Genomic DNA, 19,936 nt, shown 5'->3' with positions numbered 1-19,936 from the left:
CCCGCGACACGGCGCGATCCGGCTCACGTCGCGGCCCAGAGCGCCCGGTAGTACGCCGTGCGGACGGGGTCGTCGGCGACGCCGTACGCGTCGAGGAAGGTCTGCTCGAAGCCGGGGCCGTGGTTCCAGCCGAGGCTCATCGTCGCGACGGCGAGGTCGGCCCAGCGGTCGGCGACGCCGAGGGCGTCGAAGTCGACGTGCCCCGACCAGAGGCCGTCGTCGCCGATCAGCGTGTTGGGCACGCACGGGTCGCCGTGGCACACGACGAGGAGGTCGACGGGCGGCGGGTCGCCGAGGTCAGGAGGCACGGCGCGCGCCTTCTCGCTGGTCGCGATCCGGTCGTCCACCGACCAGCTGAACGGGCACTCGTCGACCGGCAACGCGTCGTGCAGTCGCCTCAGCCCCCGTCCCGCCTCGCGCACGGCGGTCGCCGGGTCCGCGGCCCGGAGCAGGTCGACGGCGCTGTGCCCGGGCACGCCCGCCGTGACGAGGTACTCGCCCTCGTCGTCACCGCCGATCTCGAGCACGCGGGGGGCGGGGGTGAAGTCGACGACCCACCGCAGCCGCATCTCCTCGGCGTGCAGGTCGAGGCCGCTGCCGTGCGGGGCCCACTTCACGAAGCGCCGGGTCGGGCCCTCGCCCAGGCGGTAGGTGGTGCCGCCGGCCTCGTTGCGCCACACCGCGGTGATGGCGTCGCCGCGCGCGGCCGTGACCACCGCCTCCGGCACCTCGGCGTCGGGGTCGGGCCGGTTCTGCGTCCACATGCCCCGAGTCTCGCACCCGCCACGGCACCCGCACCCGCCCCGGGCACGACGGAGCGGGCCGCCCCCGGAGGGACGGCCCGCTCTGTCGTGGTGCGGGGGAGCTGCTTACGCGCGGCTGCCCTTGCGACCGGTGATGAAGCCCCAGATGACGAGGACGACGAGCGCACCGAGGATCGCGATGATCCAGCTCTGGATGCTGAAGAAGCCGTCGTAGCCGACGTTGAAGACGGCTCCGCCGATCCAGCCACCGATGAGGGCGCCGATGACACCGAGGATCAGGGTGGCGATCCAGCCGCCGCCCTGACGGCCGGGGAGGATGAGCTTGGCGATGGCGCCGGCGATGAGGCCGAGGAGGATGAAGGCGAGGAAGCCCATGATGTGGTCCTTTTCGTTGGTGCGCGGAGTGCGCGGGTGCTGCTGAGACGGTCGGGGTCGGGTGCGTGTCAGCGGGGTCTGGGTGACGACCGCATGCGAAGAGGCCCGTGAGAAGGTCGTCCTCTCGGGCCCCAGCGGTCGAGAGGACTAGTGCGCGGCCTTGCGGGCCTTCTTCACCGCGGCCTTGCGGGCCTTGGTGACGTCCTTCTTGGCCTGGGCACGCGCCTTCTTCACCTTGGGGTCGTTCCAGAACGAGCCGAAGAAGTTGCTGATCTCCTTGTAGCGGCCCTTTCCGGCCTTGGCGCCGTAGGTGTACGCGAGGAACGCGATGAGAGCGATGACGAGGTACTTGAAGCGCATGTGGTGGTCCTCCCGGTGGGACGTTCTTGTCGTTCGGGGGTGACGCTATTCCTCCTGGGAGTTCTCTGTTACAAATCGGATTGGTGGGAAGTTCCCGGTGTTCGCTTTTGTCCCCTCCCTCGCCGGGCTCCACCCCGACACACCCCCGCCGCACGACGGAAACACCCCGGCAACACCTCCTGGCTAGCGTCGAGCCATGGGTGAGCTCTTCGAGGGATACGCGACCACCACGGGTGCCGCGGCCCGGGCGACCGGCGCCCGCCCGCCGGCCGCCGCGTGGGACGAGATGTTCGAGCGCGACGGCACGCCCCGTCGGGCGTACCACGAGATCCACGCGACCCTCGAGGGCATGACGCAGGACGACCTGCGCGGCCGCACCGCGGCGCTGGCCGACTCGTACCTGGCGCAGGGCGTCACCTTCGACTTCGCCGGCGAGGAGCGGCCGTTCCCGCTCGACGCCGTACCCCGGGTCGTCGAGCACGCCGAGTGGACCACCGTCGAGCGCGGCATCAAGCAGCGGGTCAAGGCCCTCGAGGCGTTCCTCGCCGACGTCTACGGCCCGCAGACCGCCATCGCCGACGGGGTCATCCCCGCGAGCCTCATCACGAGCTCGAGCCACTTCCACCGGCAGGCGAGCGGCATCGACCCGGCCAACGGCGTGCGCATCCAGGTCAGCGGCATCGACCTGGTCCGGGACGAGGCCGGAGCCTGGCGCGTGCTCGAGGACAACGTGCGCGTCCCGAGCGGCGTCAGCTACGTCATCTCGAACCGTCGCGTCATGGCGCAGACGCTGCCCGAGCTGTTCGTCTCGATGCGCGTGCGGCCGGTGGGCGATTATCCCAACCGGCTGCTCGCCGCCCTGAAGAAGAGCGCCCCCTCGGGAGTCGACGAACCGACCGTCGTCGTGCTGACCCCCGGGGTGTTCAACTCGGCCTACTACGAGCACACGCTGCTGGCCCGCCTGATGGGCGTCGAGCTGGTCGAGGGCCGCGACCTCTACTGCTCCGGCGGCCGGGTCTTCATGCGGACCACCGGCGGACCCGAACGCGTCGACGTGATCTACCGCCGCGTCGACGACGAGTTCCTCGATCCGCTGCAGTTCCGGGCCGACTCGGTGCTCGGCTCGCCGGGCCTCCTGATGGCCGCCCGTCTCGGCACGGTGACGATCGCGAACGCGGTGGGCAACGGCGTCGCCGACGACAAGCTCGTCTACACCTACCTGCCCGAGCTGATCCGTTACTACCTGGGCGAGGACGCCCTGCTGCCGAACGTGCACACCTGGCGGCTCGAGGACCCCGGGGCCCTCGACGAGGTGCTCGACCGGCTCGACGAGCTCGTCGTGAAGCCCGTGGACGGCTCGGGCGGCAAGGGCCTCGTCGTCGGCCCGGCCGCCAGCCGCCGCGAGCTCGACGACCTGCGCACCCAGCTGCGACGCGACCCCCGCGGCTGGATCGCGCAACCCGTGGTGCAGCTCAGCACGATCCCGACCCTGGTCGACGACGGACTCCGCCCCCGGCACGCCGACCTGCGGCCCTTCGCCGTGCACGACGGCGACGACGTCTGGGTGCTGCCCGGCGGCCTGACCCGGGTCGCGCTGCCCGAGGGCCAGCTCGTCGTCAACAGCAGCCAGGGCGGCGGCTCGAAGGACACCTGGATCGTCGGCGGCGACGTCAACGCCTGGGCCGGTCACGACGTCAGCGCCCTGATCGCCGAGCAGACGACCCCGACGCAGTCGCTCCCGATCATCACCCCCGAGCAGGTCGCCGCGGCCGCGGCCTCGGCGGCCGACCACAGTCCCGACCACGCGCCCCAGGACGACCCCCGCAACGACCAGCAGGCGCAACAGCAACAGACGAAGGAGGGGCGGGCCGGGTCACGAAGCCGACCCGCGCCTCCTGCGTCCCGCGTTCCCGACCACGGGACGACCCCGACCGAAGGGCCATCATGCTGAGCCGCATCGCCGAGAGCCTGTTCTGGATCGGCCGCTACATCGAGCGGTCGGACGGCACGGCCCGCATCCTCGACGTGCACCTGCAGCTGCTGCTCGAGGACCCCTGGATCGAGGAGGACGTCGCCTGTCGCAGCCTGCTCGCCGTGATGGGCAGCGACGCCCCCGAGGGCGATCTTGCCCGCAGCGACGTCCTGTCGATGCTCGCGGTCGACCGGCACAACCCGGCGTCGATCGCCTACTCGCTCGGCGCCGCCCGCGAGAACGCCCGCCGGGCCCGCGAGATCGTGTCGACCGAGCTGTGGGAGTGCCTCAACACGACGCGTGCCCGCATGCCGCGCAAGGTCGCCGACGACAAGGTGCACGAGTTCTTCGCCTGGGTGCGCGAACGGAGCGCGCTCGCCGTCGGGATCATCGAGAGCGCGACGAGCCGCGACGAGGTGTGGCAGTTCTTCACCCTCGGCCGGTCGATCGAGCGGGCCGACATGACCGCGCGCCTGCTCGCGACCCGCACGCTCACCGAGGCGTCGGGCCCGTCGTGGACGACGATCCTGCGGTCGTGCGGCGCGTACGAGGCCTACCTGCGCACCTACCGGGGCGTGCCGAGCGCCCGCAACGCGGCCGAGTTCCTCCTGCTCGACCGGCTGTTCCCGCGCAGCGTGCTCTTCGCGATCAGCCGGGCCGAGGCCTGTCTGCGCGAGGTCGAGCCGACGACCCACCGGGTCGCGGCCTCCGACAGCGGGGTGCGCATCCTCGGGCAGATGCGCAGCGAGCTCGAGTTCCGGCCGATCGGCGACATCCTCGACGACCTGCCCGGGCAGATGGACACCGTGCAGGCCGCGACGAGCGCCGCCTCCGAGGCGATCAGGCAGCGGTACTTCCCGACGAGCGCCGCGCCCACCTGGGTGGGGGAGCGCTCGTGAGCCGCCTGCGCATCCGGCACGTCACGGGCTTCTCGTACCAGGGCGAGGCCGTCGCGAGCTACAACGAGGCACGCATGCTGCCGGCGCACACCGAGGGCCAGTTCGTGCTCTCGTCGCACCTGCGCATCGAGCCGGTCGCCGCCTCGCACGAGTACGTCGACTACTGGGGCACGCGGGTGTCGTCGTTCGAGGTGCTGCTGCCGCACCGGCAGCTCTCCCTGACCGCGACCTCGCTCGTCGAGGTGCGGCCGCAGGCGCATCCGTCCGAGACGATCTCGTGGGACGACCTGGCGGCGGTCGCGGGGGCCAGCACGTCGTTCGTCGAACACCTCGAGCAGACGCCCCTCACCGCGCCTCCGGCCGACCTGGCCGCGGTCGGAACCGAGGCTCGGGCGACCCACGCCGATCCGTGCGCCGCCGCGATGGCGATCTGCGAGACGGTCGGAGGCGCGGTCCGGTACCTGCCCGGCGTCACGAACGTGAAGACCACGGCCGCCGAGTCGTGGGCCGCCCGGGCCGGCGTCTGCCAGGACATCGCCCACGTCACGGTCGGTGCGCTGCGGGCGGCGGGCATCCCGGCGCGCTACGTCAGCGGCTACCTGCACCCGAAGCCCTCGGCCGAGCTGCGCGAGACCGTCACGGGGGAGTCCCACGCCTGGGTGGAGTTCTTCTGCGGCACCTGGCACGGCTACGACCCCACCAACCTGATCGACATCGGCGAAAGGCACGTGGTCGTCGGCCAGGGCCGCGACTACCGCGACGTGCCGCCGCTGCGCGGGGTCTACGCGGGGTCGTCGAACAGCGAGCTCTTCGTCACGGTCGAGATCACCCGCGAGGCCTAGGCCCGCCCGGCGCGGGTCAGCAGGCCGTGTAGGCGTGGGCCGGGTCGTCGGCCGGCACCAGGTCGTGGTCGCGCACGATGGTCGAGGGGGCCGGGTCGAGTCCGGTGACGCGGGCGCACACGTCGGCGACCGAGCCGCGCAGGTCGTCGGTGTACTCGACGTCGAACACGAGCCCGCCGTAGACGTCCGTGAAGGCGCCGCACTCGTCGTAGCGGTCGCACTCCTCGGTGACGGCGAAGTCGTAGCCGACCTCGTCGCGGCCCCGGGCGCCGAGGTCGGCGGTGTTCTTCTGCGCCGTGGCCAGCCCGGCCGCGTGGGCCCGTGCGACGAGCAGCGTCGCGAAGGCGACCGCGTCGTCCTCACCGAAGGCGTCGTCCGACCGCGTCCACGAGTCGAGGTTGTCGAACTCGACCGCCTGGTAGCCCGAGGCGGCGCAGCCGTCGATCGTCGACGCCTGGCGCTCCGCCACGGCCTGCCGGTTCGCCTCCGAGGACAGGTCGAACAGGTGCTCGTCCGGCCAGCCGGGGTCGACCAGCGGTTCGCCGTCGGGCGTACGCACGAGCACTTCGTCCGGCCACTCGACGCCCGGTTGGGTCTGGAACCCGTTGACGTAGCAGATGCCGTAGACGTCGTCGGCGGGGTCGTCGGTGCTGTCGCGGGCGACGACCGTGGCTCCGTCGGGGACCGGCGACGCGCCTCCCAGTTGGTAGTCGAAGCGGGCGCCCTCGGGCGGCAGCACGACGCCGTCGGCCGACGCGGCCCCCGAGGCCACCACCGCGGACGTGGAGGCGCGCTCGGGTCGTTCACCGGCCCCGGCGTCGACGCCCGTGCAGCCCGTCACGACCAGCGCGATGCCGACGAGTCCGACGAGTCCGAGGCGTGTGCGCATGCGGCGAGCCTAGGTGAGTCGAGCGACCGGGCCGACCGTCAGGCGGTGTGCGACAGCGGCGCGGACTCGCGCTCGCCGACCGCGGCCTCGGCGGGGGTGGCCCCCGCGGTGACCACCGTGGCGGTGGGCGACGTGGCTGGCGCGGCGGGGGTGCGGCGCGAGGTCAGGAAGTCGAGGCGCGCCGCTTCGCGGGCCAGTTCGCGGTCGTGCTCCGCCTGTCGGGCGGCGGCGCGGGCGTCCGCCAGGCTGCGCGCGTTCTCACGGGCCCTGGCTGCGGCGGCGGAGGAGGCGCGTCGTGCGGTCGCCCCCGTGGCCCGGGCGGCGACGACGGCACCGGCCGCGGTGGCCCGGCTGCCGTGACGCACGCCGTCCCAGGTCGAGCGGGCGGCCGGTCGGGTGCGCGTCGCGACGGTGGTGCCGGTCGTGCGGAACCAGGCGACGACGACCGGGGTGGTGCGTCGGACCCATGCGACCACGGCCCGGGAGGCGCGACGGACGGCCCGTGCCGTGGCCCGACCGGCCCGGGCCAGGGCGTCACCCGTGGCGCGCACGGCGGCCGCGACCCGGGTGGCGGCGGACGACAGCACGGGACGCAGGCGTTCGGCGAGGGTCGGCCCGGCGGGAGCCTGCTCGGGCACGGCGGAGCGGGTGGACGCGGTCTCGACGGGCGTGCCCGTGGCGGAGGCGATCGCCGGCGTCGGCGTGGCGGCGAGGACGGGGGCGGACGCGACCACGGGGGCGGCCGTCGGCCGTCCTGCGGACAGGACCCGCGCCTCCTGGGTGGTCGGTCGGACGGGGGCCGGCGTCGTCTCGCGGACGGCCTCGTGCTCGAGAGGGTGCTCCGGCTCGTCGCGCGGCAGGGCACCGAGCACCCGGTCGGTCAGCCCGACGAGGGCGAGGGCCACGCCGCCGACGACGAGGGCGGCACCGAGCAGCCAGATCGCGATGGTGACGAAGTCGAGGTCGCCGATGGGCAGGAAACCGCCGGCGAAGAGCCCGACCGTGGCCAGGCGGAAGGTGGCGGCGAGGACGAGCGCCGCGCCCGAGACCAGCATCGCGAGGGCGACCCAGCCCGTGACTGCTGCCTTGCCCATGCGACACCTCCTGAGGATGGAGCGCGCGTCGCGGGTCGGGCCCGCGCGGACGTCCCCTGCGAATGTAACCCGGAGGAGGGCTCGACCGTAACCCGCAGCGGTGGACGCGCCGTTCCCGGGCGATGCTCGGCTCCTGCGGGGGCTACTCGGATGCGGGCCCGGGATGATCGCTCGCATGGCCAACTTCGACCGTCTCCTGGGTGCCGCCGCGCGTGCGCTCGGCAACTCCTCTTCTTCTTCGTCCGGCCGCGGTGGCGCGTCCGGCGGTTCCACCGACTGGCGTGACGTGGTGCGCAAGGTCTCCGACAAGGTGACCGGCGACGACCGCCAGGGCGGGCAGCCGCAGCAGGGCGGCCGCCAGCCCCAGCGCGACGGGTACGGGGCGCCGCAGCGGGGTGTCGGGCGCCCGGCCACCGGGGGCCACGCCCCCCAGGGGTCCGCCGCGGACCGCGCGGCCCTCGCCAAGTACGACTACCTGCTGCAGACCGCCCCGCCGCAGCAGCTCGAGCAGGTCCATCGCGACGCCTTCGAGCGCCTCACCCCCGAGCAGCGTCAGCAGGTGCTCACCCGCCTGAGCGCCGAGGTGCCCGCGGGCGAGCGTCCCGCGTCGAGCGCCCCGGCCGACCTCGCCCGGGCGGCGACCCGGGGCGAGACCGCACACCCCGGCCTGATGAAGCGCGTGCTCGGCAGCACGGGGGGCAAGGTCGCGGCAGGTGCCGCGGTCGGCGCCGGAGTGGCGGGGGTCGCGGGCCTCGCGGTCGCCGTGGCCGGGGCGGCCGCCGTCAGCAGCGTCGCCCTGCCCCTGCTGTCCGACGCCGTGACGTCGGGCATCGACTTCGACCAGCTGACCAACGGCTCCGGCTTCGAGGGGCTGGACGGCCTGACCGCGGGCGGCGAGGAGTACCTCGGCGGACTCGGCGAGCAGGTCGGTGGGCTGGGCGACCAGCTCGGCAACCTCGGCGAGGGCTTCCAGATCCCCGGCCTCGGCAACCTCTTCGACCGCTGACCGCGCGGCCCGCGGCGGCGCGGCTCGCTTCCACGCGGCTCGCGCCCTGAGACCCCAGGAACTCGCCGAGACCTCCCGCGCGCGGGGGGTCCGGCCCGGTCACCGAACTCGGCAAGTACGCCGACGCCGCCGACGAGACGCTGGGAGCAGGACGATGACCAAAGCGGAAGAGCTGCGAGCACGAGCCGCCCGCGCGACGCAAGGAGCCGCGCCGACGACGCCCGAGCAGAACCAGCCAGGAGCGCCCGCCGCCGAGGCGACGCCAGCACCCCGGCCGAACGTCGTTCGAGCCAAGCCCGTACGCATCACCGCCGACCTGTCTCCCCAGGTCTACCGAGGCCTCATCGACTACGCCGCAGGCCTCGCAGAGGCTCAGGGCCGAGTGCGTGTCGCGCACGTGCACGTTACCCGTGCCCTCGTTGCAGAGCTGCTGGAAAACGACGAGCTGCAAGGGGCCATCGCCCGCCGCGTCCGCGCGCAGCTCGACGACTAGATCGTCCGTAGTTCAGAAATTACGGATTTAAGCTACTGGCCGCCCAGTCCTTCAAGGTCCGTGACCCAGCGCTCTGCGCCGCTCGAGCGCCACTCGACGGCCCGGTAACCCTCGTCTCTCAGGCGCTCGTCTGCTTCTGGGACGGGGTCGTGGTGGAGATCGCGGGTCGGCAAGATGACAGTGGTGGACTCGCCGGTTTCCGGTGCGAGAGTCAAGAGCCATGCACCGACCCCGCTGGACGATCCGACCGGGAGGTCACGGTAGATATAGGCACTTTCAGCCAGCGAGGTCATGGCCAGCACAGTACGGCCTCGCCGGCCCTCGTTCATGGAACACGGCTGTGAGATCAGGCGTCGGCGCGGGGGAGTGTCACGGCTGAATCGACCGCGGCCGGGTGCCGCTCGAGCGCCCGGTAGACCGTCGCCCGCCCCACGCCGAGCAGTTCCACCAGTTCGGCGACCGTGTGGTCACCGGCGCGGTGGATCGCCACCATGTGCCGCTCTTGCGCGGGAGAGAGAGCTTGGGCTTTCGCCCTTTGAGCTTCCCCCGCACCTTCGCCGTGGCCATGCCCTCGCGCGTGCGCGCTCGGATCAGGTCGGACTCGAACTCGGCCACCATCCCCAGGACGACAAAGAGCAATCGCCCGACGGGGTCGGTCGGGTCGTAGACCGACCCTCCGAGGGTCAGCCGCACCTGCCGGTGCGTCAGCTCTTCAGCGATGTCGGTTGCGTCTCGCAGCGATCGCGCGAGGCGAACGAGCTTCGTCAGGCCCAGGGTGTCGCCCTGCCGGCAGGCCGCCAGAGCCTCTCGGAGCCCCGGCTGCTCCCTATTAGTCCCTGTCAGGCCGCGGTCGCTGTAGATCGGTTCCGGCGGCACTCCCAGCGCGCAGGCGGCGTCCCGCTGCGCGGTGAGGTCCTGGGTGTCGATGGAGACGCGGGCGTAGCCGATGAGGGTCCCGGTGGTCTTCAGTCTCACAGAGGGTGCCGTCACCGGAACCTATTTCGGACGGCCTATCTGAGACAGCAATACGCCCGGAGGTCCGGGGGAGTGGTCGCAGCCGCAGAACGTCCGATGAACGATCGCCGAAGCGAGAGGGAGCTCGTAGCGCAGGCTACGGGCTCCCTCTAAGCCATCTCAGGGCGAATGGACCAGTCGATAAACCAGCAATGCCAAGCTGCTCCGCCTCATTAGGGTCGGTAGTCATCTCGCTTCTCGGCCCCGATGTACATACCTGGGTGTGCTCGATTGCCGCCTAGAACGCCTATGGCAGTCAGGCCAACACTGAGGCTTGCGATGAGGATTTTCACCAAACCAATGAGAAGGGGCTTTACGCGAATCGACATTTGAGCAACTGCTTTCCTAGTACTTGTTGGAGCAAGTTGCTGGACGAATCTTCTGTGGCCGGATGTGCCGCCTCGAATATGCGTTGCCTCTAGCTGCTACGGCATCCTTAGCCGAAAGTTTCCGAGTCGGGCGCGGGGCAGGTCTTGTCGACTCGTTCCGCTTCGGCGTCCGTCAGCCCTTGACTGGATGCTGATCCAGCGCTCGGGAACCAGCCCTGGTGGGGCCAGGTCGACGCGAACTCCTCGCGAGTCATGCTCGGCTCGGTTGACGGGGCGCCGAGCGCCTCGAAGCACGGCAGCTGGAACATGGTCTGGTAGTCGTACAACCACGCCGCTTGCCCGACCGTGAGCGTCTCAGCGACGGGGCTCGGGTACATGACGTTGCAGCGGTAGCTGGCGAGTTCGGCCTGCTCGCGCTGCGGCCCGCCGTCGGGCATCTCGAACGAATAGCCCTGCGAGGTCGAGCCGTCCTTACCTCTCCCGACGTCGTCGACCACGGGCAGGCCGGCCTCGCGGAGGCACGCGATGAGCGGGTCGAGGTCGCCGCCCTCGATCTCGTGGACCAGGGCGACCTCGGGTCGGACCGCGTCGGGGAATTGCTTTGTCACCTGGTCCCAACGCTGGTCGGTGGCCTTCTGCCGCAGTTCGGCGAGGCGGGCTGGGTCCGGCGGCCCCGAGGTAGGGGGCGCACCGAGCTCGTCGAGGACGGCTTGCCGGTCCGGCACCCCGGTTCCGTTCGTCGCGGTGCCGGTCGCGGCCGGTGGCCCGCCCATCTCGCTGCTAATCCCGGCACACCCGGTCAGCAGCAGCGCAACCGCCCCCACGGCGACCCCCGCCGTAAATCTCCTCATGGGCCACATTGTAAGAGGATTCCTCAAACAGGACATCAAGACGTGATCCAGAACACCACCAGGCGGTGGCTTATCGGAGTGCCAGGGGCGCTCAGATTGAACCAGGCATCAGCGTTTGCTGCAGAGCGACGACAGGCCGCCAACTCGTGGCAGCTCTGAAGGCCCTTTGAGCTATCTGCGTCAGCCGATGCCGCTGCGGGCGAGGTCCCTCACTTTCTCAGGATCGAACGCCTCGCCCGAGTCTGGGGAGGTCATCAGGTTTAGCTTCCCGCAACGCGTTGCGTCTTGCGCCTGACATCCAGCGCTGGTTTTGGGCCTGCCCAAACACTCGGTCACCGTCAGGCCAGACAGAAATCTTGGCGATGTCCTGTCCCAGCAAGAATCCCCGCGACTTCTTAAGCTCTCGAAGCACCTCGCGCGTCTTCCCGGCCTGTTCCTCGTAAGACGCTGCGGAACTGTGCGGTGCTCGTAGCTCTGCGGGATAGGGCCCGCGGCCACGCCACCTGACGAGCAAAGGTCGCCGGCGCGCGTATCGCAGCTCGCGTTCACGTATTCCCGGTCCCAAATTCAGAGCATGCGGGTCATCGTCCGTGCACTCAACGCGACCCCGAATTAACCCGCCTCCCGTTTGCCGGCCCTTCCCCCGTGCCGCAATGACCCAGTCAACATCTCGAACGAGGAGATCAATTAGGGCATATCGATAGACCGAGGCCACGGGCACGATGATGAGTGCAATGGCCCAGCCCATGAGTACCACGAGCGAGCCGGGGTCTCCGTTCAGATGACCAGTTGGCGGGTTGAAAAGACGAATGAGCCCGCCGACTGTTACCGAGAGCCACAGGGTGGCTATTACCAAGAGGAGAGTGCCAGTTAGCTGGAACTTCTCGCCGTTTGCCATGACCATTAGCAACAGCCCCATGGTCACCAGAAACAGGTAGCCGAAGTCGGGCACCGGAGAGATGAGCCACGAGCCTGTTCGACTCAACAGGTCAATCGCCCAGTTACCTGTCGCCACGTACATGTCGACCAGCGGGGTGATGATGAGGACTTTCAGCACGGCGATGACCGCTGCGACGACCAAGCCTAATCTGATTTTCCTCAACATGAAGGAATCCTGGGACCGAACCGTCGAAGTTACTAATGCGGAACGCTGTGAATCGGCCGCGTTGGGCGATGTCCCGGAGATTACGGACCGCAGTGTTGTCCGGCTAGCAGTGGATGGGCCTGAGTGGCGCACGGCCGTGGGGTCAGGAGGCTAAGCCGAAACGGTGACCAGTACGAAACGGGGTTCTGAGCCGGTCGGGGTCAAGACCGTTAGTTTGGTGCCCGTTAGACGGTCGTTCATCGGGACACCTTCTGGTGACCGTTCTGGTCGACGGAGGTCAAGTGGCGTCTGGCCTGCGGATTCGCGTATGCCTGTCCCGCAAAAATGCCCGATGAAGGGGGTATAAACGCTACAGTCATCGGATGCTCATCGGATACGCCCGCGCCTCCACCTCGGGACAAGATCTCGCAGCACAACGCGACGGTCTTGCAGCACTTGGTGTTGACGATCAACACGTCCATGTTGACCACGGGCTGTCCGGCACGACTCGAGCACGGCCCGGCCTCCGCGAGGCGCTGGCTGCGTGCCGCGCGGGTGACGTCCTGGTCGTCACGAAGCTCGACCGTCTCGCCCGCTCTCTTCGGGACGCGACGGACATCGCGGACGAGCTGACGAAGAAGGGCGTTGCCCTGAATCTCGGGGGAGCGGTCTACGACCCCACCGACCCCGTGGGCCGGCTCCTGTTCAACGTCCTCGGCATGGTGGCCGAGTTCGAAGCCGACCTCATCCGGGCCCGCACCCGCGAAGGCATGGCCATCGCCAAGGCCGCCGGCAAGCTCCGCGGTCGCAAGCCCAAGCTCACCGCCTCGCAGGAGAAGCACCTCGTGCAGCTGCACCGCACCGGGGAGCACACGACTAGCGAGATTGCTGAGCTCTTCGGCGTCGCTCGCTCAACGGTCTACCGGGCCGTCCAGCGCGGGGAACAAGCGTGACAGGTAATCGGTGCCGAGGCGGTCAGGGAGTCATTGACGAAACAACCTGTAGCTGAGGTCGTGAGGTAGTTTCAGGCTAGATGGAAAGGACGCTCAAGGCCGCATGGCGCAAGCGTTGCGGGCACGGCCGGGGCGACTGGATACACGCACCGCCCCACAGTCATGGCACCGGGCCGAAACTACAAACGAGGGAGGGGGCGTACGCATGACTAAAACGAATCCTGCCCTCTCAAGGCCGTTGAGGCGGGTCGGGTACCCCTCGCGCGCTTTGGCCTCCATCTTTGCGCTGATCATCGTCGCTTCGTGCATCCTGGGCATCCTGGGGGCCGACGGTGAATCGAAAGTGACCGCGCGCGACCTTCTGCCTCCCCTCGGTGTGGCCCTGATCCCTGTGATCGTGGCCCTGCGATCGATGCGTGTCGGGATCGTCGCCCGCGAGGACGGCTTGCTCGTGACCGACTGGTTCTCGACCCGGATTATTCCCTACGCCGTCCTCCGTGAAATTCGAATTGTTCCGTATACGGGCTTCTTGAACTGGTACAACCCTGCTTTCATGAGCACAGCCGTCAAGATGATCCAACTGCAGAGTCCGTCGTTCGCACTGGGGACGCGAAACCTAGAGGTGTCGCTCGACACCGAGGCCCAGCTGCTGCGGGTCGTCGTCCATCTCCGTCACTTGCTCAGGTCGCAAGACGAGGATGGACGTGTTCTGGCCACGCCGGACGCCAGCGCCGTCGAGCGGGAAGTTCAGGAGCTCGCGGCAGCTCAAGTTCGACGGTCGAGGAGGCACTAGTGAAGCCGGAGTCCGTTATCGACCTGACACGGAACGTCACCGAGACGGCCATGTGCACGCCGATCGATGGCCCGCACGGCATGTTCAGCTTGCCCACTGACGATTGATGCGGCGGGCTGGCCAAAAGATGATGCTCAAGCCTGGATCGAGAACTCAGGGGCGATTTGGCGCCCGATGGGGATCGACAACCGGCCGCGCCGATCTAAACGAACCAGCTCGTGGCGTAGAGAACGACTCCGACGGCCAGAGCAAGAGCCCCGACGAACAGCACACGACGTTGCTTGCGTCGTGGCAGTTCCTTTCCTTGGCTGTACTTCACGCCGACGTAAGCGAGCATGCCCAGTGCGACGAATAGGCAGGGGAAGTACGCGAGTCGGAGCCACTCGGAAGTAGTCATCCTGCATCTTCCCGCGAGGTGGTCATTGCACGGTGGTTCCGCGGCAACGTCGCAATAGCCGATCCTTTTTGAGTCCTGAGCAATGGCTACCCTGAGCGAATGACGCATCGGGGCTAGAGGAAGTGGTTCGAGCGAGTTATGGTCGGCTTCGGCATGATCTTGGCCGCATTCTTCTTCGTGATTGCGGACGGCAACAAGCTCTTCATCTTCGTGGGAGTTCTCTCTGCTCTGTCTGCCTTGCTGGGGTTTCTAAGGCTTGTTTTCCGTCGCAAACCCTCGTGATTGGTTGCAGCACGGGACCCGTCCCGATAGGGGATCGTCTGGCGGGCACAGGGGGCCTCACCCAGAAGCTAAGAGAGGATGTTCCGAACAGACGCCAGGCTTTGTCCGCTCGCAATCGCGATGGCTCCTTCCGAGACTCCCGCGTTTGCCGCCTCGCGGATCAGGGCGACCCAGCTCGGCGGGAAGCTCGCCGCCGGATTCTTCCTGCGGCGTAAATCCTCTGTTGCTGAGGCCAGTCATGCCAAGGCGTCGTCGGCAGCGATATTTACAGCAGGAGCAGTGCCCTCGCCTCCAAAGGTGAAGGACCAGTCGGGTGACGCGGGTAGGTCGTGTGCGTCGATGGTTCGCTCCAATGCCAGAAATTGCGAGACGACTTCCAACCTCGAGTGTGTCAGGCGCGTGTCCCGAGAGGGGATCGCGCACTGAGACGGGGGGTCAGTGAGTAGTGGTGTCGGTCTCGGGAGAGCGGGCTAATCGCCCTATAGGCGGTTAGCTATCGGGCGGCGGTGGTCGATCGTCCACCTGGCTGTGTGCCAGGTGGAGTTCTGCAGGAACGAATGCCTATGGTCGTTGGATAGAGGGCGTCTCTTTTCCGGGGTTGAGTCGTTATGCGGGAAAGGTAACGCCGGTGAGTTCCTCGGACACGGACCACAGGTGGCGCTGTGTCGTCAGGTCGTATGAGGCGGCGCTGGATGTAACCAACTGCGGGTGTCCTCGGGTCTCGCGTATGCGGTCGGGGCCGTAGTACTGGCCGCCGAGCACGCTTGGATCAGTTGCGGCACGCAGTGTGGGGAGTGCGCCTCCAGCAGCGCTTTGGGCAAGCAAAGGCTTGACGGCGGCCGACGCGATCCGCGCGAGAGCAGGCAAGTTCTGGGTCAACTCGGTGGAAGCGTTGCCTGGGTGCGCGGCGACGGCCATAGTGCTGCCGTACGCCGTGAGGCGGCGCTGCAGCTCGTAGGTGAACATCAAGTTGGCCAGCTTGGCCTGGCCATAGGCGGCAACCCGGTCGTAGCTGCGGTCCCACTGCAGGTCGTCGAAGTAGATAGCCGCGCGAATGCGGTGACCGTAGCTGCTCACCGTCACGACTCGAGAGCCCGGCACAGGCAGGAGGTGATCGAGCAGCAGCCCGGTCAGCGCGAAGTGACCGAGGTGGTTCACGCCGAACTGCAGGTCGAAACCGTCGGCTGTCTTCTGCTGAGGCGTGTACATCACGCCGGCGTTGTTGATCAGCAGGTCAATCCGCGGGTGCGCCGACCTGAGATCTGTGGCCGCTGCGCGCACGGATTCCAGTGAACCCAGGTCCAGGTTCTGCACGGAGACTTTGGCATTGGGCACATGGGAGGCGATTCTCGACGCGGCCTCCTTGCCCTTGGTGGTGTCGCGGACAGCGAGCACCACGGCCGCGCCATGATCCGCGAGGGCGAGGGCGGTCTCAAAGCCGAGTCCACTACTGCCTCCGGTGATCACAGCGACGCGCGCGTCCTGGCGTGGGATGTCGTTCAAAGTCCATGGCGTGGTCATGTGGCAGCTCCAATGTTTCGTGGTCAATGTCTGGCAAATGCCACTGTAGGGCACATGTGCCACTGAGTGCCACCTATGCCCGTTGCCTTGTAAGCTGGCACATGTGAGCGAGTCCACTCCTATCCCGGTGCGTGAAAGAGCTCGACGAGCCATGCAAACCGAGTTGGCGATGCTGGCCCAGGATCTGTTCGCGGTTAGGGGATACGAGCAGACAACAATCGATGACCTGGTCTCGGCTGCCGGCATCTCCAGGCGAACGTTCTTTCGCTACTTCACCTCGAAAGAGGACGTCATGCTGGGCAAGTACGACGCGTGGTCGCAGATGCTCGCCCAGGCACTCGGTGCACGGCCCGTCGACGAGCCGGTGTGGGAATCGCTACGGCGGGCATTCGACGTCGTCGTCGAGCACTTCGAGGACGAGACACTCGCTGAACGCGCCCTCGCGATCGAAAAGATCATCCATGACAACCCGGCTCTGAGTGCGGGCGAGCTCGAGCGTATCTCGCGGGTCCAGGGCGATCTCGCCGAAATCGTACGGATGCGCCTGGGCCGTTTAGCGGTCACCGACCCGCGCCCGACGGTGATCGCCGGCGCGGCCCTGACCTGCGTGATCGCCGCGAAGGATGTATGGATCACCACGGACCGTGGCCGATCCTTTGGAAGGCTGCTCGACGAGGCCATGGGCGCAATTAAACCCGTCTGATCTCACCCATACGGGGCAGGACTAGTGAGTTCCCAGCGAGCTGGCTCTCGCGATGAGGGCCGAGATTCGCCGTACCCACGCAATCAAGCGCCACACCAAAACCCTGTCCCGCCCACTCGACTGCGAGCCGAGCGTGTTGGTTTGCCGGTTGCGAGGAACGCCCTTGAATGCCAATTGTCTGCGCGAGGGTTCCACCGATCAGAGGCCCTGCGATGGTGCCGGCCATGATGGCGGAGGAGAGGGTGCCCAGCGCCCAAGCGGAGCGGCCTTTAGGGGTCTGAGCGGCGACGAGGATGGTTGGTCCGGAGGCGTAGCCGCCGAGGAGGCCGACCAGCAGCCGCAGCAGTACGAGTTGAGTGACGTCTTGGGCGACCCCGATGAGCGACATCGCGATCGCCATGACGAGGCTCGCGCGGATCAGCATCGGTTTCCGGCCGAAGTGGTCCCCGAGATAACCCCACAGCGGTGCTGTCAAGGCCGCGGTCAGAAACGTCGCGGCGTAGGCGATGCCGGACCAGAGAGTTACCGCGGCCGGATCCCCAACGCCAAGGTCTCGGACGTAGAGAGGAAGGATCGGCAGAATCAGGGTCATGCCAATGATCGTCGTGAACGAGCCAAGCGCGCACACGAGGAGATTCCGCCGGACCACTGCTCGACGTCGGTCAGCGCAGGAGCCAGAACGGCAGCGACGCGACCAATGCGCCGAGCAGGATCAACACGACCGCGACGAAGGGGGACGCCTTCACCTCGCCGGTACCGAATCGGGCGGTGACACGCATGAGCAGCGCACGCGTCCGACGGCGCGCGAGGCTTCCCACCAAGAGCAATACGAGGCACGGGACGCAGTAGACCACCGCGTACCCGGCGAGGACGAGCAGGCCCTCCGCTGGCGTGACCTGCGCGTCTAGGAGGCGCTCGATCGCAATGAAGTACGGGAACGCATTCGGTAGGTCGGCCCCGGTTAGCAGCGCCCCGAACGGGAGCGCAGTCCAGGGTGTGAACCACGATGGCAACCCGATCGGCTTCCTGGGTCGCGTGTGGAAGCGTCGTATCCCGGAGCGGACCAGGACGACGCCCGCGGCGGCGAAGGCGACGTAGCGGATACCCTGCACAATCCCGTCGACGGCACCAGCTGCCGCGCCCGCGCCGAGGAAGAGCGCGGCGCCGACCGCGAACACGGTGAGTGCCGCCCCAAGCACCGTGACGAGTGCCATGAGCGCGGGACGCCGCGGGGCGGCGAGAAGGATCAAGGTCACCGCGACGATCGTGGCCGGGTTCAGCGAGTCAAGCGCAGCGAGGCCCGCGATCGCCAGCAGCAGCTGCGCGGTCACCGCCCGCCCCTCCCACCCGCGGGCAAGAGAGAACCGAGGAGAGCGTCGAGCTCCGCGGCCGTGGGTGCCGGCTCGATGCCGGCGATGACGTTGGCGAACAAGCCGTCGCCGACAAGCCGGATCACCCGTGCGCGGCCGGCGTCACCCACCTCGTCGCGGATCATCGCCTCCCATCGGGCTATGGCCTCCTGGGATGCAGTCGCCACCGCATCACCCGGCGCCTCGACCGCCCGGTGCGCAATGGCCATCGCTCGGAAGACCGCGACGTCCTCCCCCGTGGGGACCGACATGCGCAACCAGGTCTCCGCCGCACTCCCCTCGCCCGCCGCTGCGGTCATGGCCGTGTCGACCTCCTCGAGCGCTGCCATCGCCAGCCCCTGCACCAGCGCCGCACGCGTCGGGAAGTGGTGCACCAACCCGCCCTTGGATACGCCCGCCGCGGCGGCGGTCTCGTTTAACGACGGAATGACCCCGCGTGCGAGCGCGAGCTCGCGGGCGGCGGCAAGGACGAGTGCGCGGCGATCCATGACCACACCATAACAGGCAAACCGACCGGCCGGTCGGTTTGTGAACAGACAGAACGCGGCAGAACCGTCTCGATAGCCGATCCTCTACCGAGGAACCACCTCGATCTCTGCGTCGGGTGTCGGCGGGACGGACAGCGCCCAGGCGTTCATCGACTCAAGCACGGGCCGGAGCCCCTGCCCCGTCGGGGTGAGCTCGTAGACGACGCGCGGCGGGATCTCGGAGTACGCCGTCCTGGTGACGAGGCCCGACGTCTCGAACTTCCGGAGGCGGTTGGTGAGGGTGTGCGCACTGATGCCGGGCAGCGCCTCCTTTAGCTCGGTGAAACGAGCCGGGCCCTCGAGGAGCTCTCGCACGATGAGCGTTGCCCAGGGGCCGTCGAGCAGTGTCAGGAACTTCGCGATGCCGCACTCGGGCCAGATCTCCCCACAGAAAGCCATGAACATGGACAGTACGCCATTGGTGCAGTTGACGTAAATGGTGCACCAGATGCATTGATAGCTTCATGACCTATCTCATCCACGGCGCTACTGGCGCCCAGGGCTCCCCCGTCGTCGCATCCCTTCTCGCTTCCGGCGCCGCCGTCACCGCGGCGGTCCGCGACCCGTCCGCCTATGAGGGAGGCGGCGCGCCCGTCGCCGTCGACCTGATGTCGGTCGCGTCCCTCGCGGCGGCCTACGCGGGCGTCGACGGCGTCTTCGTGCACCTTCCGGTCGGCGACGCCGCCCAGCAGCTCGCGCATGCCCGGACGGTCGTCGCAGCCGTCGAGCAGGCACGGCCGGCCCGGGTGGTCGTCTCGACCAGCGGGTACCCGACGGAGGGCGACGGTGCGGCTGAGAGTCCCGTCGGCTTCCTCACTGCCGGTCTGCGGGCGACCGGGGTCTCCGTCGCCGTCGCGGCCCCGCGCCTCTTCCTCGAGAACCTGCTGCTGCCGCCGGTCGCCGCGGGCGTGGAGCAGGAGGGCGTCCTCCGCTACCCGATCCGTGACGACTACGCCGTGTCGTGGAGCTCGCACCTCGACGTGGCCGACGTCGTCGCGCGACTGCTGCAGGACGGCTCCGTGACCGGTGTCGTCGGGGTCGGTGCGCTGCCCGGCCTCGTGGGCTCCGACCTCGCGGCTGGCTTCGCCGCAGCCTCGGGCACGAGCGTGCGGTTCGAGGCGCAGGACGTCGACGACTTCGGCCGCGTCATCGAGCCCCTCTTCGGCTCAGCCGGAGCGGACCCTGTCGTGGCCTCGTACCGGTGGCGGGCCACCCTGCCCTCCGAGCTCATCGACCCTGCCACGAGCGCACAGCAGCAGCTCGGGCTGAGCCCGCGCACGGTCGAGCAGTGGCTCAAGGACCTCCGGGCCTGACCCGTTCGCTGTACGACAGCAAGGGCTGCTCCCCGACCAAGGCGATCTTCAGTTGGGGAGCGGTTCTGATCTGGCCAGGGCCCGCTCGTGGTGTTCGTCGGCGCT

The 19,936-nt window shown here is 68.7% G+C and carries 22 protein-coding genes and 1 pseudogene; 9 read left to right on the top strand and 14 right to left on the bottom strand.

All coding sequences use genetic code 11. The annotated features are described in order from the left end of the window. Positions 1 to 23: 23 nt before the first annotated feature. From OVA02_RS17680 to OVA02_RS17670, 3 genes are all read right to left on the bottom strand, one after another. Complete coding sequence (locus tag OVA02_RS17680; RefSeq protein ID WP_267658940.1) at positions 24 to 764, bottom strand: aminoglycoside 3'-phosphotransferase; 741 nt, start codon at positions 762 to 764, stop codon at positions 24 to 26. Between the two features lie 105 nt (positions 765 to 869). Then, positions 870 to 1,139 carry a GlsB/YeaQ/YmgE family stress response membrane protein gene (locus OVA02_RS17675; RefSeq protein ID WP_043595797.1) on the bottom strand — a complete coding sequence of 90 codons (270 nt, stop codon included), beginning with the start codon at positions 1,137 to 1,139 and terminating at the stop codon, positions 870 to 872. A gap of 147 nt (positions 1,140 to 1,286) precedes the next feature. Beyond that, positions 1,287 to 1,499, bottom strand: coding sequence for a hypothetical protein (locus OVA02_RS17670; RefSeq protein WP_056049364.1), 213 nt, complete (start codon positions 1,497 to 1,499; stop codon positions 1,287 to 1,289). A 196-nt stretch (positions 1,500 to 1,695) separates the two neighbouring features. Between OVA02_RS17670 and OVA02_RS17665 the strand changes: the two genes are divergently transcribed. The 3 genes from OVA02_RS17665 to OVA02_RS17655 are packed head-to-tail and all read left to right on the top strand — an operon-like array spanning position 1,696 to position 5,212. Beyond that, a complete protein-coding gene (locus OVA02_RS17665; protein WP_056049361.1) occupies positions 1,696 to 3,450 on the top strand; it encodes a circularly permuted type 2 ATP-grasp protein in 1,755 nt (584 codons plus the stop codon). Continuing rightward, positions 3,444 to 4,370, top strand: a complete 927-nt coding sequence (locus tag OVA02_RS17660; RefSeq protein WP_056049358.1) for an alpha-E domain-containing protein — start codon at positions 3,444 to 3,446, stop codon at positions 4,368 to 4,370. Before OVA02_RS17665 ends, OVA02_RS17660 begins: the two co-directional genes overlap by 7 nt. Beyond that, entirely contained in the window at positions 4,367 to 5,212 is an 846-nt protein-coding gene (locus tag OVA02_RS17655) for a transglutaminase family protein (RefSeq protein WP_056049355.1), read from the top strand. The genes OVA02_RS17660 and OVA02_RS17655 overlap by 4 nt, the downstream gene beginning before the upstream one ends. A gap of 16 nt (positions 5,213 to 5,228) precedes the next feature. Here OVA02_RS17655 and OVA02_RS17650 read toward each other — a convergent pair whose 3' ends face one another. Together OVA02_RS17650 and OVA02_RS17645 are read right to left on the bottom strand one after the other, a co-directional pair. Then, positions 5,229 to 6,101 carry an endo alpha-1,4 polygalactosaminidase gene (locus tag OVA02_RS17650; protein WP_056049353.1) on the bottom strand — a complete coding sequence of 291 codons (873 nt, stop codon included), beginning with the start codon at positions 6,099 to 6,101 and terminating at the stop codon, positions 5,229 to 5,231. 38 nt (positions 6,102 to 6,139) lie between these two features. Continuing rightward, positions 6,140 to 7,195, bottom strand: coding sequence for a hypothetical protein (locus OVA02_RS17645; RefSeq protein WP_056049351.1), 1,056 nt, complete (start codon positions 7,193 to 7,195; stop codon positions 6,140 to 6,142). 175 nt (positions 7,196 to 7,370) lie between these two features. Here OVA02_RS17645 and OVA02_RS17640 point away from each other — a divergent pair, with 175 nt between their 5' ends. Together OVA02_RS17640 and OVA02_RS17635 are read left to right on the top strand one after the other, a co-directional pair. Beyond that, complete coding sequence (locus OVA02_RS17640) at positions 7,371 to 8,201, top strand: cation-transporting ATPase (protein ID WP_267658939.1); 831 nt, start codon at positions 7,371 to 7,373, stop codon at positions 8,199 to 8,201. 154 nt (positions 8,202 to 8,355) lie between these two features. Next, positions 8,356 to 8,694, top strand: a complete 339-nt coding sequence (locus tag OVA02_RS17635; RefSeq protein ID WP_267658938.1) for a DUF2274 domain-containing protein — start codon at positions 8,356 to 8,358, stop codon at positions 8,692 to 8,694. Positions 8,695 to 8,726: 32 nt separating this feature from the next. Here OVA02_RS17635 and OVA02_RS17630 read toward each other — a convergent pair whose 3' ends face one another. The 4 genes and pseudogenes from OVA02_RS17630 to OVA02_RS17615 form a co-directional block, all read right to left on the bottom strand. Next, the gene (locus OVA02_RS17630) at positions 8,727 to 8,987 is read right to left on the bottom strand and encodes a hypothetical protein (protein ID WP_267658937.1); all 261 of its coding nucleotides are present in this window, start codon (positions 8,985 to 8,987) and stop codon (positions 8,727 to 8,729) included. A 53-nt stretch (positions 8,988 to 9,040) separates the two neighbouring features. Further along, positions 9,041 to 9,663: pseudogene (locus OVA02_RS17625) on the bottom strand (recombinase family protein). 481 nt (positions 9,664 to 10,144) lie between these two features. Further along, on the bottom strand, positions 10,145 to 10,888 hold the full coding sequence (locus OVA02_RS17620) for a hypothetical protein (protein WP_267658936.1): 744 nt from the start codon (positions 10,886 to 10,888) through the stop codon (positions 10,145 to 10,147). Positions 10,889 to 11,105: 217 nt separating this feature from the next. Then, positions 11,106 to 11,993: a hypothetical protein gene (locus tag OVA02_RS17615; RefSeq protein ID WP_267658935.1), complete on the bottom strand. Its 888-nt coding sequence runs from the start codon at positions 11,991 to 11,993 to the stop codon at positions 11,106 to 11,108. Between the two features lie 362 nt (positions 11,994 to 12,355). Between OVA02_RS17615 and OVA02_RS17610 the strand changes: the two genes are divergently transcribed. Together OVA02_RS17610 and OVA02_RS17605 are read left to right on the top strand one after the other, a co-directional pair. Next, positions 12,356 to 12,925 (top strand): recombinase family protein, encoded by a 570-nt coding sequence (locus OVA02_RS17610; protein WP_056049339.1) that lies wholly within the window; start codon positions 12,356 to 12,358, stop codon positions 12,923 to 12,925. A gap of 205 nt (positions 12,926 to 13,130) precedes the next feature. Further along, positions 13,131 to 13,718, top strand: coding sequence for a hypothetical protein (locus OVA02_RS17605; protein ID WP_267658934.1), 588 nt, complete (start codon positions 13,131 to 13,133; stop codon positions 13,716 to 13,718). A 1,285-nt stretch (positions 13,719 to 15,003) separates the two neighbouring features. On the opposite strand, the gene OVA02_RS17600 is transcribed toward OVA02_RS17605, so the two are convergent. Next, the gene (locus OVA02_RS17600; RefSeq protein WP_056049332.1) at positions 15,004 to 15,918 is read right to left on the bottom strand and encodes an SDR family NAD(P)-dependent oxidoreductase; all 915 of its coding nucleotides are present in this window, start codon (positions 15,916 to 15,918) and stop codon (positions 15,004 to 15,006) included. A gap of 103 nt (positions 15,919 to 16,021) precedes the next feature. Between OVA02_RS17600 and OVA02_RS17595 the strand changes: the two genes are divergently transcribed. Further along, on the top strand, positions 16,022 to 16,621 hold the full coding sequence (locus tag OVA02_RS17595) for a TetR family transcriptional regulator (protein ID WP_157485537.1): 600 nt from the start codon (positions 16,022 to 16,024) through the stop codon (positions 16,619 to 16,621). Here OVA02_RS17595 and OVA02_RS17590 read toward each other — a convergent pair. From OVA02_RS17590 to OVA02_RS17575, 4 genes are all read right to left on the bottom strand, one after another. Further along, entirely contained in the window at positions 16,608 to 17,249 is a 642-nt protein-coding gene (locus OVA02_RS17590) for an MFS transporter (protein WP_255349709.1), read from the bottom strand. The two genes, OVA02_RS17595 and OVA02_RS17590, sit on opposite strands and share 14 nt — an antisense overlap. A 34-nt stretch (positions 17,250 to 17,283) precedes the next feature. Continuing rightward, positions 17,284 to 17,952 (bottom strand): GAP family protein, encoded by a 669-nt coding sequence (locus OVA02_RS17585; RefSeq protein ID WP_043595608.1) that lies wholly within the window; start codon positions 17,950 to 17,952, stop codon positions 17,284 to 17,286. Next, positions 17,949 to 18,479, bottom strand: a complete 531-nt coding sequence (locus OVA02_RS17580; protein WP_157485535.1) for a TetR/AcrR family transcriptional regulator — start codon at positions 18,477 to 18,479, stop codon at positions 17,949 to 17,951. The genes OVA02_RS17585 and OVA02_RS17580 overlap by 4 nt, the downstream gene beginning before the upstream one ends. 84 nt (positions 18,480 to 18,563) lie before the next feature. After that, on the bottom strand, positions 18,564 to 18,917 hold the full coding sequence (locus tag OVA02_RS17575) for a winged helix-turn-helix transcriptional regulator (protein ID WP_043595645.1): 354 nt from the start codon (positions 18,915 to 18,917) through the stop codon (positions 18,564 to 18,566). A gap of 65 nt (positions 18,918 to 18,982) precedes the next feature. Between OVA02_RS17575 and OVA02_RS17570 the strand changes: the two genes are divergently transcribed. Continuing rightward, entirely contained in the window at positions 18,983 to 19,831 is an 849-nt protein-coding gene (locus tag OVA02_RS17570; protein ID WP_043595604.1) for an SDR family oxidoreductase, read from the top strand. Positions 19,832 to 19,936: the final 105 nt, after the last annotated feature.

The sequence above is a fragment of the Frigoribacterium sp. SL97 genome, assembly GCF_026625765.1.
Taxonomy (GTDB): Bacteria; Actinomycetota; Actinomycetes; order Actinomycetales; family Microbacteriaceae; genus Frigoribacterium.
Note: the sequence above shows the minus strand (reverse complement) of the source record. Positions and strands in the feature narration are given on the sequence as shown.

What these genes read in the sequence shown, in the direction of transcription:
- OVA02_RS17680 (WP_267658940.1), bottom strand. Translation starts at nt 764, where the DNA reads ATGTGGACGCAGAACCGGCCCGACCCCGACGCCGAGGTGCCGGAGGCG.
- OVA02_RS17635 (WP_267658938.1), top strand. Translation starts at nt 8,356, where the DNA reads ATGACCAAAGCGGAAGAGCTGCGAGCACGAGCCGCCCGCGCGACGCAA.
- OVA02_RS17630 (WP_267658937.1), bottom strand. Translation starts at nt 8,987, where the DNA reads ATGACCTCGCTGGCTGAAAGTGCCTATATCTACCGTGACCTCCCGGTC.
- OVA02_RS17575 (WP_043595645.1), bottom strand. Translation starts at nt 18,917, where the DNA reads ATGGCTTTCTGTGGGGAGATCTGGCCCGAGTGCGGCATCGCGAAGTTC.
- OVA02_RS17620 (WP_267658936.1), bottom strand. Translation starts at nt 10,888, where the DNA reads ATGAGGAGATTTACGGCGGGGGTCGCCGTGGGGGCGGTTGCGCTGCTG.
- OVA02_RS17570 (WP_043595604.1), top strand. Translation starts at nt 18,983, where the DNA reads ATGACCTATCTCATCCACGGCGCTACTGGCGCCCAGGGCTCCCCCGTC.
- OVA02_RS17615 (WP_267658935.1), bottom strand. Translation starts at nt 11,993, where the DNA reads ATGTTGAGGAAAATCAGATTAGGCTTGGTCGTCGCAGCGGTCATCGCC.
- OVA02_RS17660 (WP_056049358.1), top strand. Translation starts at nt 3,444, where the DNA reads ATGCTGAGCCGCATCGCCGAGAGCCTGTTCTGGATCGGCCGCTACATC.
- OVA02_RS17640 (WP_267658939.1), top strand. Translation starts at nt 7,371, where the DNA reads ATGGCCAACTTCGACCGTCTCCTGGGTGCCGCCGCGCGTGCGCTCGGC.
- OVA02_RS17650 (WP_056049353.1), bottom strand. Translation starts at nt 6,101, where the DNA reads ATGCGCACACGCCTCGGACTCGTCGGACTCGTCGGCATCGCGCTGGTC.
- OVA02_RS17665 (WP_056049361.1), top strand. Translation starts at nt 1,696, where the DNA reads ATGGGTGAGCTCTTCGAGGGATACGCGACCACCACGGGTGCCGCGGCC.
- OVA02_RS17675 (WP_043595797.1), bottom strand. Translation starts at nt 1,139, where the DNA reads ATGGGCTTCCTCGCCTTCATCCTCCTCGGCCTCATCGCCGGCGCCATC.
- OVA02_RS17580 (WP_157485535.1), bottom strand. Translation starts at nt 18,479, where the DNA reads ATGGATCGCCGCGCACTCGTCCTTGCCGCCGCCCGCGAGCTCGCGCTC.
- OVA02_RS17610 (WP_056049339.1), top strand. Translation starts at nt 12,356, where the DNA reads ATGCTCATCGGATACGCCCGCGCCTCCACCTCGGGACAAGATCTCGCA.
- OVA02_RS17645 (WP_056049351.1), bottom strand. Translation starts at nt 7,195, where the DNA reads ATGGGCAAGGCAGCAGTCACGGGCTGGGTCGCCCTCGCGATGCTGGTC.
- OVA02_RS17670 (WP_056049364.1), bottom strand. Translation starts at nt 1,499, where the DNA reads ATGCGCTTCAAGTACCTCGTCATCGCTCTCATCGCGTTCCTCGCGTAC.
- OVA02_RS17600 (WP_056049332.1), bottom strand. Translation starts at nt 15,918, where the DNA reads ATGACCACGCCATGGACTTTGAACGACATCCCACGCCAGGACGCGCGC.
- OVA02_RS17605 (WP_267658934.1), top strand. Translation starts at nt 13,131, where the DNA reads ATGACTAAAACGAATCCTGCCCTCTCAAGGCCGTTGAGGCGGGTCGGG.